Origin of the sequence: Roseibium sp., assembly GCF_025698965.1 — a bacterium.
GTDB lineage: Bacteria > Pseudomonadota > Alphaproteobacteria > Rhizobiales > Stappiaceae > Roseibium.
The window spans coordinates 1-4,131 of the sequence record NZ_JAILWL010000541.1 but is presented as its reverse complement, the minus strand read 5'-3'; the positions used below and the strand labels follow the sequence as shown (position 1 = coordinate 4,131).

Annotated in this window: 4 protein-coding genes; all 4 read left to right on the top strand. The window is 56.5% G+C overall.

Annotation, left to right across the window (positions count from 1 at the left end):
- Positions 1-429, top strand: a 429-nt coding sequence (locus tag K5905_RS28985) for a TRAP transporter large permease subunit (RefSeq protein WP_297590955.1), incomplete at its 5' end; no start/stop codon positions are given.
- A 121-nt stretch (positions 430-550) separates the two neighbouring features.
- A complete protein-coding gene (locus tag K5905_RS28980; RefSeq protein WP_297590952.1) occupies positions 551-1,600 on the top strand; it encodes a TRAP transporter substrate-binding protein in 1,050 nt (349 codons plus the stop codon).
- A 123-nt stretch (positions 1,601-1,723) separates the two neighbouring features.
- Complete coding sequence (locus tag K5905_RS28975) at positions 1,724-3,091, top strand: glutamine synthetase family protein (protein ID WP_297590948.1); 1,368 nt, start codon at positions 1,724-1,726, stop codon at positions 3,089-3,091.
- A 65-nt stretch (positions 3,092-3,156) separates the two neighbouring features.
- Positions 3,157-4,131: aldehyde dehydrogenase family protein (locus K5905_RS28970; RefSeq protein ID WP_297590945.1), on the top strand; the 975-nt coding region annotated here is incomplete at its 3' end.

Genomic DNA, 4,131 nt, shown 5'->3' with positions numbered 1-4,131 from the left:
CTGGGCGCGGTGAAGGCGATCGAGAACCTGTTTACCGATCAACTCGGCCTGTCACCGTGGATGATCCTGATCCTGATGCAATTGTCCTTCCTGGTGATGGGCACGTTTCTGGACGATACGGCGATGCTGGTGATCGTTGCACCGCTATACGTACCGCTGGTCGGCACGCTGGATCTTGGCATGCCGCGCAATGAAGTGCTGATCTGGTACGGTGTTCTTTATACGATCACCACACAGATCGCCTATATGACGCCGCCCTTTGGCTACAATCTGTTTTTGATGCGGGCCATGGCGCCCAAGGACATCACCATGCGTGACATTTACGGGTCGATTGCACCCTTTGTCATGGTGATGGTCCTGGCGCTGGTGCTCGTGATGGCCTTCCCGAAAATCGCGCTTTGGCTGCCGGAACTGATCTACAGCAGATAAGCGCAAGTTGCGGGACAATAAAAAGAATATCCGGAGGAAAACGGATTTTTTGACAGCGGGAAACGAGAGCCGGGCAACGGCCGGCCGCTAACACACGAACCGAAACTTTAGGGGAACTGAGATGAAGAATAGACGTGATTTCCTGAAAAAAGCCGGTGTCGGTACAGTAGCCGCAGCCGGAGCAACCTCACTTGCAGCACCTGCAGTACACGGTCAGTCGCAGATCAAATGGCGCCTCCAGACCTATGCGGGTCCGGCACTTGCCGAGCACGTGATCAAGCCGCATATCGACGCCTTCAACAAAGCGGCCAACGGCGAGATGGTGATCGAGCTTTTCACCGCTGACCAGCTGGTCCCGACCGGTGAACTGTTTCGCGCAATGCAGCAGGGCACGATCGATGCCGTTCAGTCGGACGATGATTCCATGGCGTCGCCGACAGAACTGACCGTGTTTGGCGGTTACTTCCCGTTTGCGTCCCGCTATTCCCTTGATGTGCCTGTATTGTTCAATCAATACGGGCTCAAGGAAATCTGGGAAGAGGAATATGCCAAGGTCGGTGTGAAGCACATTTCCGCCGGCGCCTGGGATCCATGCCACTTCGCAACGAAGGATCCGATCCGGTCACTGGAAGACCTGAAGGGCAAGCGCGTCTTCACGTTCCCGACCGCTGGCCGCTTCATGAGCCAGTTCGGTGTTGTTCCGGTAACCCTGCCCTGGGAAGACATTGAAGTTGCCGTTCAGACCGGTGAACTTGACGGTGTCGCCTGGTCCGGCATCACCGAAGACTACACTGTCGGTTGGGCGGATGTGACCAACTACTTCCTGACCAACAACATTTCGGGCGCATGGGCCGGATCGTTCTTTGCCAACCAGGAACGCTGGAACGAACTTCCCGATCATCTGAAGACCATGCTGCAGCTCGCAATGGATGCTTCTCACTACTATCGTCAGTGGTGGTACTGGGGTGGTGAAGCCGCATTGCGCGTCAACGGCACTAAGATGGAGCTGACTTCGGTCCCGGATGCACAATGGGCAACCGTTGAAGAAGCCGCCACGGCGTTCTGGGATGAAATTGCTTCTGAATCCCCGCTCAAGGCAAAGGTCGTGGATATCTTCAAGAAGTACAACGCCGACATGCAGAAAGCTGGACGTCCGTATCGTTACAGCTGATGAAGCCCAGGCCACGCCGGTTTCAGAAAGACGGCGTGACCGAAACTACCGGCCCGGACAAGAATATCCGGGCCGGGACTTTTCAGACAAGATTAGACTTGCCCAACATCGGAAGACTTGAACATGCCTGGCAACCTGACTTTTGATGCACTGAAATCGCTCGTTTCCGCAGGAGAGATCGATACAGTGCTCGCCTGCATCGTCGACATGCAGGGGCGGCTGATGGGCAAGCGCTTTCACGCCCACCATTTCGTCACCAGCGCTTATGAAGAAAGCCATTGCTGCAACTATCTGCTTGCGACCGATCTGGAGATGTACACAGTCGAAGGCTTCGCTGCGACAAGCTGGTCGGGTGGCTACGGCGACTATGTGATGAAACCGGATCTTGCGACCCTGCGGCGGGTGCCCTGGCTGGAGGGAACCGCCATGGTGATCTGCGATGTTCTGGATCATCACACGCACAAGGAAGTTCCACATTCGCCGCGCGCGATGCTGAAAGCACAGGTCGCCCGTCTTGGCGAACTTGGCCTGACACCGATCATGGCGACCGAACTGGAGTTTTTCCTGTTCGAGAAGAGCTTCGACGAAATCCGCAAGGACGGGTTCCGCGATCTGGAGCCGATCTCCGGATATAACGAAGATTATCATATCCTGCAGACCACCAAGGAAGAAGACGTTCTGCGCCCCGTGCGCAACGGCCTTTACGGTGCAGGAATCCCGGTCGAGAACACCAAGGGTGAGGCGGAAACCGGGCAGGAAGAACTCAATATCAAATACGCTCCGGCTTTGGATACGGCCGAATACCATACGATTTCCAAGAATGCGGTGAAGGAGATCGCCTGGGCAAAGGGCAGGTCCGTATCCTTTCTTGCCAAATGGCGCAGCGACAAGGTCGGGTCCTCGTCTCACGTGCATCAGTCCCTGTTCGACAAGGATGGCAACAACGTGTTTTGTGACGACAGCGGCGAATACGGCATGTCGGAAACCATGCGCAACTACCTTGCCGGTCTAATCAAGTATGCGCCGGACTATACCTATTTTCTTGCGCCCTACATCAACAGTTACAAGCGGTTCCAGAAAGGCACTTTCGCGCCGACGAAAACCGTCTGGTCGATCGACAACCGTACGGCCGGTTTCCGTCTTTGTGGCGAAGGCACCAAGGCGCTTCGTGTTGAATGCCGGATCGGCGGATCCGATCTCAATCCCTATCTCGCGCTGGCGGTTCAGATCGCAGCCGGTCTGAAGGGAATTGAGGAAAAGCTTCCGCTTGATCCACCGACCACAGGCGACGTCTACGAGGCCAAGCAGGCACGGGAAATTCCGCAAACATTGCGGGATGCGCGCGAGACGATGCTGAAGTCGGAATTTCTGCGTGAAGCGTTTTCCGATGCGGTTGTTGATCATTACGCGCGTGCGGCCGAGTGGGAAATCGAGGAATTCGACCGGGCGGTCACGGACTATGAAGTCGCCCGTGGATTTGAACGGGCTTAGATCTGAAACGAGCCAACAACTTTCGACAAGCCGTCTGGGAAAAGGCGGTGATGAGAGGTCCCAAAATGTCAGATGTGATCAAATTGGTCTCACCGATCGATGGATCGGTTTATGCCGAGCGTCCTGCTCTTGACGAGGCTGCCGTCGACAAGGTGGTTTCGGCTGCGAAGACCGCCCAACCAGGGTGGGCGGCGCTGTCGATTGCCGAGCGTGTCGGCTATTGTGAAAAGGCTCTTGCCGCCCTGCAGGCGATGAATGACGAGGTGGTGCCTGAGATCGCCTGGCAGATGGGGCGTCCGGTTCGCTTTGGTGGTGAGCTGGGAGGTGTCGTCGAACGCACCGAATATTGTGCGTCGGTTGCCGAACAGGCTCTTGCAGACATAGAACGCACCGACAAGCCTGGCTTCAAACGTTTTCTGCGGCGCGCACCACTGGGTGTCGTCATGGTGATTGCGCCGTGGAACTACCCGTTCATGACCGCAATCAACACCATCATGCCGGCGCTGATGGCAGGTAATGTGATCGTGCTGAAACATGCCGCGCAAACGCTCGTGGTCGGAGAACGCCTTGCCAAGGCATTTGAAATTGCCGGTCTGCCGAAAGGCGTCTTCCAGAACATTGTGCTGACGCATGCGGGTACCGAAAAGCTTCTCGGTTCCGGACTGATCGATCATGTCAATTTCACCGGCTCCGTGGCTGGCGGCCGGGCGATCGAAAAGGCGCTGGCGGGTACATTTGCAACGCTTGGTCTTGAGCTTGGCGGCAAGGACCCGGCGTATGTGCGTGCCGATGCGGATCTCGACTATGCCGTTGCCAATCTGGTGGACGGCGCATTTTACAATGCCGGTCAGTGCTGCTGCGGCATCGAACGGGTTTATGTGCATGAAAGCCTGTTTGACCGGTTTGTCGACGGGTTTGTCGATTTGACAAGCCAGTACCAGCTCGGCAATCCGCTGGATGAGGCCACAACACTCGGCCCGATGGCGCAGACCCGCTTTGCCGATTGGGTACGCGAACAGACCGGCGAAGCCCTGCGCAAG